Below are 5718 nucleotides of genomic sequence, written 5' to 3'. Positions count from 1 at the left end.
GCGCTACGGCTTCAAAGGGCCCAACTTGGCGGTGGTGACGGCGTGCACCACCGGCCTGCACTGCATCGGCGAAGCGGGGCGCATGATCGAATCCGGCGACGCCGACGTGGTCATCGCCGGTGGCACCGAGGCGACGGTCTCACCGCTGGGTATTGGCGGCTTTGCTGCCATGCGCGCGCTGTCGACCCGCAACGACGATCCGCAGGCCGCTTCACGCCCGTTCGACAAGGGGCGCGACGGCTTCGTGCTGGGCGAGGGGGCCGGGGTGATGGTGCTCGAATCCTACGAGCACGCCAAGGCACGCGGCGCGCGCATCTATGCCGAGCTCGCAGGCTATGGCATGAGCGCGGATGCCGGGCACATGACGGCGCCCAACATGGACGGCCCGCGCCGCGCCATGCTGGGCGCGTTGCGCAATGCGGGTCTGAATCCGGACCAAGTGGACTACCTCAACGCGCACGGTACCTCCACCCCGCTGGGCGACGTCAACGAAACCAACGCCATCAAGGCGGCGCTCGGCGATCACGCACGCCGCGTCGTGGTCAGCTCGACCAAATCCATGACCGGTCACCTGCTGGGCGGCGCGGGCGGGCTGGAGAGCGTCTTCACCGTGTTGGCCCTCTATCACCAGACGATTCCGCCCACCATCAATCTGGTCGACCCCGACCCCGAGTGTGACCTGGACTACTGCGCCAACACCGCACGCGATGCGCGCATCGACGTGGCGCTGAAGAACAACTTCGGTTTTGGCGGCACCAACGGTACGCTGGTGTTCAAGCGCGTCTGACGCATGGACGACGGCGACACCCTCGAGGTGCGCGTGCCCGTGCACTCGCGCGTGCCAGAGGCGTGGATGAGCGGCGTCGGCGGGTCGCTGGCCGGGCTGGCCCTGGCGCTGTGGGCGGTGCAGCGCCCGGATTTGCCCAGCCCTTGGTGGCTGATGCTGGTTGGGACAGGGCTGTCGGCGATCTGGACGTCGTGGGTTTGGCGGCGTCCGCTGCAGGGGACATTGCTGTATCGCGCGCCGCCGGATGCGGGCCTCGGGGTGACGGGTCGGTGGTTTTGGATCAGCCCGGCGCGGCCGCACGGGGTGGCGCTGACGGCGCCGCGCATGGCCATCGACACGCCGTACGCTGTGCTGATCGACGCGCGGACGCCCGATGGTTTGCGTCTGTGGCTGTGGTGTCGGCAGCGCGAGGCCTCCACCCCGGCCGACTGGCTGGCGCTGCGACGGGCGCTGGCTGCCAGCGCTGGCGAGGGGCGATCGGGTATATTCGGGCCCGCCACGCCCGCGCCATGAAAGATGATCCGCCCCGCTCCCCTGATGCCGACGCCGCGCTCGTCCAGCGCGCGGTCGAGGGCGACCCGCGCGCGTTCGAGTTGCTGGTCATCAAATACCAGCGCCGCGTCGAGCGCCTGATCGCGCGCCTGGTGCGCGACAGCGACCTGGTGCAGGACCTGGCGCAAGAGACGTTCATTCGCGCCTACCGGGCACTCGGCCAGTTCCGTGGCGACGCCCAGTTCTACACTTGGCTTTACCGCATCGCCGTCAACACCGCCAAGAAGGCGCTGCAGGAGCGCAAGCGCGATCCGGTGGTGACCATGAGCAGCCTGCACAACGGGGACGAGGGCGATGAAACTTCCAGCCTGGAACAGGAACTAAACGCCCAGGTGGCCGACACCGAGACGCCCGAGGCGGTACTGGCGAGCAAGGAGATCGCCCAGGCCGTGCAGGCGGCGGTCGAGGCGCTGCCGACCGAGCTGGCCCAGGCGATTACCCTGCGCGAGATCGACGGCTTGAGTTACGAGGAGATCGCGCAAGCGCTCGACTGTCCGATCGGAACGGTGCGTTCGCGCATCTTTCGCGCCCGAGAGGCGATTTCGGCGCGTATCAAGCCGATGCTGGAGCGGCAAAGCGGCAAACGTTGGTGACATGTCAGGATAGCGTCACCCCACTGGATGAATGACCATGAAGCCTGAAGTCTCTGCGAACGAGTGCCGTACGGACGACGCCAGCGCCACCCGTGGCGAGTGGCTGTCCGCGCTGTTCGATGGTGAATGCACGATGCCGCAGGTCGAGGCTCTGTTGACCCGAAGCGACGCGGCGGCTGACCGCGCCACGTGGGATGCGTACCGTTGCATCGGCCAGGCGTTGCGGGCACAGGCCGCGGCGCACGGCGGGGCGGACCCGGCGTTCGTGCGTGCGGTGATGGCGCGCGTCGCGCACGAGACCGGCGAGACCTTGGTGGCGGCCTCGTCGGTATCTGAGGCGGCCACGCCGGGGGCTGTGTCCGCGCGGATGCCGGCCGCCAACGACGCGGTGTTTCGCTGGAAGGTGGTGGCAGGCGTAGCCGCGGTGGCCGCCATCGTCGCGGTCGTGTGGGGTTCAGGGGCGCTGCCCGGTGCGCCCTCGGGTGGGGCGCAGTGGGCAGGGAGTACGCACAACAGTGCCCCGGCGCCCATCGTGGTGTCCGCGCCGGTGGTGCCCGCCAGCGCCAGCAGCGGCGTGGTCCGCGATCCCCAGATCGAGGAATGGATGGCCGCGCACCGCCAGTGGGGGGGCGCTTCGGCGCTGCAGACCAGCGCGGGTTTTCTGCGCGCGGCCAGCTATGACGTGCCGGCGCGCTGACACCCTGGCCCCCAAGCGATGATGCACGAGTCGATCGCCCTCGACCCTCTCCGCCGGCGCTGGGCGCGGCGCGTCGGGACCGTGCTCCTGGGTTTGGTCGTGTGGACGGCGGCTGCACCATCGATGGGGCGCGACGCGGCAGAGCCGCCGCGCGACATTCAAGGATGGATCGCCCGTCTGCACGAGGCCACGCGCAACCGTGCTTACAGTGGCACTTATGTGGTCACGCGCGGCAGCGAGATCGCCAGCGCCCGCATCGCCCACGTCTGCGATGGGCGCCAGCAAATCGAGCGTATCGAGGCGCTCAGCGGCCCCGCGCGGGTGACGTGGCGCCGCGACGACGAGGTGATGACGCTGATGCCGGAGCGCCAATGGGCCGTGCGCGACCGCCGCGAGCTGCTGCGCCTGTTTCCGGGGCCGCTGAAGGTGCCGGGTATCGATGTGGCCGATTTTTATCGCGCCGAGCTGCGCGGCAGCGAGCGCCTGGCCGGCTTCGACGCGTGGGTGGTGGAGTTTTTGCCCAGGGACGCCCTGCGCTATGGCTACCGCATCTGGTCCGAGAAGCGCACGGGGCTTGCGCTCAAGCTCCAAACCCTCGATGGTGGCGCGCAGGTGTTGGAGCAGGTGGCGTTCACCGAACTGCAGATCGACGCGCCCCTGCGGCTGGACGTGTTGGCGCGCCAGATGGAGGACACGCGCGGCTACCACATCGAGCGGCCGACGTTGCGCAAAACCACGCTCGAAGCCGAGGGCTGGCGCCTGGGGGCGGAGGTGCCAGGCTTTCGGCCGGTGACGTGCTGGCAGCGGGTCGAGGAGTCGAATCGACCGAGGTCCCCGCTGCAGTGCGTGTTCTCGGATGGTTTGGCGTCGGTGTCGTTGTTTTTCCCCGCGGGCGATGGCACGTCTGTCAACCAGGTGCGGGCGGGGGCAACGCACATGCTGTCGCGGCGCGTGGCGGGTCAGCTCGTCGTTGCCCTCGGTGAAGTGCCTCCGCAGACCCTGGAGCGATTTCTGGCTACGCTGGAGCGTAGCCGGTGAGTGTGTTTCGACAAGACCAAGGATAGGACATCATGGACATGCGTGAACCTTCTGCCGTGACGGCCGCGTCGCCGCGTCGCCGCTCGGCCGTTTGGGCCGCCGTCTCGCTGCTGGCGGCGGTGGCCTTGGTGTGGGGCGCCAGCCAGCACGGCGTGGGCGCGCAGACCGCACCCCGCAGCGCTGCGGCAGCCAGTGCATCGGCAACGCCGGGCGACGCGCCGCGCTTGACTGGTCTGCCCGACTTCACCGTGCTGGTCGACGAGGTGGGCCCATCGGTCGTCAATATTCGCACCATCGAGCGCGTGCAGCGCGAGCCCGATGCCGGCGGGCCCGACGAAGACATGCGCGAGTTCTTCCGCCGCTTTGGCATCCCGCTGCCGCCGGGCGCGTTTCCGCGCTCGCCCCAGCGTCCTGGGCCTGGCGGCCCCCAGGAGCGCCAGCGCGGCGTGGGCTCGGGCTTCGTCTATGGCGCAGACGGCTACATCATGACCAACGCCCACGTGGTCGACGGGGCTGACGAGGTGATCGTGACCCTGCCCGACAAGCGCGAATTCAAGGCGCGCGTCGTGGGGGCCGACAAACGCACCGATGTGGCCTTGGTCAAGATCGACGCCACCGGTCTCAAGCCGGTGCGCATCGGCGACGTCGAGCGGCTGCGCGTGGGCGAATGGGTGATGGCGATTGGCTCGCCGTTCGGGCTGGACAATACGGTCACCGCCGGCATCGTCAGCGCCAAGCAGCGCGAGACGGGCGACTTTTTGCCGTTCATCCAGACCGACGTGGCCATCAACCCCGGCAACTCCGGCGGGCCGCTCATCAACATGCGCGGCGAGGTGGTGGGTATCAACAGCCAGATCTACTCTCGCTCGGGCGGCTTCATGGGCATCAGTTTCGCCATCCCGATCGACGAGGCGGTGCGCGTGGCCGAGCAGCTCAAGGCCACGGGCAAGGTCACGCGCGGGCGCATCGGCGTGGCGATCGAGCCGGTGGACAAAGAGGTGGCGGAGGCGCTGGGCCTGCCGCGTGCCGGTGGCGCGCTCGTGCGCGGGGTGGAGGACGGCTCGCCCGCAGCCAAGGCGGGGATCGAGCCGGGCGACATCATCCTGCGCTTCGACGGCCGACCGATTGAAAAATCGGCCGACCTGCCGCGTATCGTCGGCAATACCAAGCCGGGCACGCGCGCCACGGTCGAGCTCTGGCGGCGTGGCGCCACCAAGACCGTCACCGTGACCGTGGGCACGTTCGAAGAAGAAACCGCCGCCGCGCCCGCCGACAAGCCGCAGGCCGCCAAGGCTGGGCCGCTCGGGCTGACGGTGCGCGAGCTGACCGCTGCCGAGCGGCGCGAGCTCAAGCTCAGCGGTGGCGTGCGCGTCGACGAGGTGGCGGGCCCGTCCGCAGCCGCCGGTGTGCGCCCGGGCGATGTGATCGTGGGCGTGGGCAATCAGGCGGTCTCGGGCGTGCGCGAGTTCGAGCGCGCCGTCGCCGACTGGCCCAAGGGGCGGCCCCTGGGCCTGCTGATCCGGCGTGGCGATTGGGCCCAATGGGTGCTGGTGCGTCCCTGACGGGTGGCGGCGTGCGCGTGCCGCACCGCCTACAATCGGGGGTTTGATTCGATCGGGCGCGCTGCTGCTGGAGCGCGCCCTTTTTCTGTCGCCATGAAGCACATCCGCAACTTTTCCATCATCGCGCACATCGACCACGGCAAGAGCACGCTGGCCGACCGCCTGATCGCGCGCTGCGGGGGCTTGAGCGAGCGCGAGATGACCGAGCAGGTGCTCGACTCCATGGAGCTCGAGAAAGAGCGCGGCATCACCATCAAGGCCCAGACCGCCGCGCTGCAATACACCGCGCGCGACGGGCAGGTGTACAACCTCAACCTCATCGACACGCCCGGCCACGTGGACTTTTCCTACGAGGTGAGCCGATCCCTGTCGGCCTGCGAGGGGGCGCTGCTGGTGGTGGACGCGAGCCAGGGGGTGGAAGCGCAGACGGTGGCCAACTGCTACACCGCGCTCGACCTGGGTGTGGAAGTGCTGCCGGTGCTCAACAAG

At 69.3% G+C, this 5718-nt stretch carries 7 protein-coding genes; all 7 read left to right on the top strand.

The features are described from left to right. Positions 1-787 (top strand): beta-ketoacyl-ACP synthase II (locus Q0716_RS07145; RefSeq protein WP_299021389.1); only part of this gene is annotated, 787 nt, incomplete at its 5' end. 3 nt (positions 788-790) lie between these two features. Next, positions 791-1300, top strand: a complete 510-nt coding sequence (locus Q0716_RS07140) for a hypothetical protein (protein ID WP_299021387.1) — start codon at positions 791-793, stop codon at positions 1298-1300. Beyond that, positions 1297-1932, top strand: a complete 636-nt coding sequence (gene rpoE, locus Q0716_RS07135) for an RNA polymerase sigma factor RpoE (protein WP_299021385.1) — start codon at positions 1297-1299, stop codon at positions 1930-1932. Before Q0716_RS07140 ends, rpoE begins: the two co-directional genes overlap by 4 nt. Positions 1933-1969: 37 nt before the next feature. Continuing rightward, positions 1970-2629 (top strand): sigma-E factor negative regulatory protein, encoded by a 660-nt coding sequence (locus Q0716_RS07130; protein ID WP_299021382.1) that lies wholly within the window; start codon positions 1970-1972, stop codon positions 2627-2629. 18 nt (positions 2630-2647) lie between these two features. After that, entirely contained in the window at positions 2648-3667 is a 1020-nt protein-coding gene (locus Q0716_RS07125; protein ID WP_299021379.1) for a MucB/RseB C-terminal domain-containing protein, read from the top strand. A gap of 32 nt (positions 3668-3699) precedes the next feature. After that, the gene (locus Q0716_RS07120) at positions 3700-5229 is read left to right on the top strand and encodes a DegQ family serine endoprotease (protein WP_299021377.1); all 1530 of its coding nucleotides are present in this window, start codon (positions 3700-3702) and stop codon (positions 5227-5229) included. Between the two features lie 93 nt (positions 5230-5322). Further along, on the top strand, positions 5323-5718 hold a 396-nt coding region (locus tag Q0716_RS07115; protein ID WP_299021374.1), incomplete at its 3' end, for a GTP-binding protein.

The sequence above is a fragment of the uncultured Tepidimonas sp. genome, from assembly GCF_938045175.1.
In the GTDB taxonomy this organism is placed as follows: domain Bacteria; phylum Pseudomonadota; class Gammaproteobacteria; order Burkholderiales; family Burkholderiaceae_C; genus Tepidimonas.
The sequence above is the reverse complement of the archived record's forward strand: the minus strand, read 5'-3'. Positions and strand labels throughout refer to the sequence as shown.

Coding starts and splice junctions, on each gene's coding strand:
- Q0716_RS07140 (WP_299021387.1), top strand. CDS start 791: ATGGACGACGGCGACACCCTCGAGGTGCGCGTGCCCGTGCACTCGCGC.
- rpoE (WP_299021385.1), top strand. CDS start 1,297: ATGAAAGATGATCCGCCCCGCTCCCCTGATGCCGACGCCGCGCTCGTC.
- Q0716_RS07130 (WP_299021382.1), top strand. CDS start 1,970: ATGAAGCCTGAAGTCTCTGCGAACGAGTGCCGTACGGACGACGCCAGC.
- Q0716_RS07125 (WP_299021379.1), top strand. CDS start 2,648: ATGATGCACGAGTCGATCGCCCTCGACCCTCTCCGCCGGCGCTGGGCG.
- Q0716_RS07120 (WP_299021377.1), top strand. CDS start 3,700: ATGGACATGCGTGAACCTTCTGCCGTGACGGCCGCGTCGCCGCGTCGC.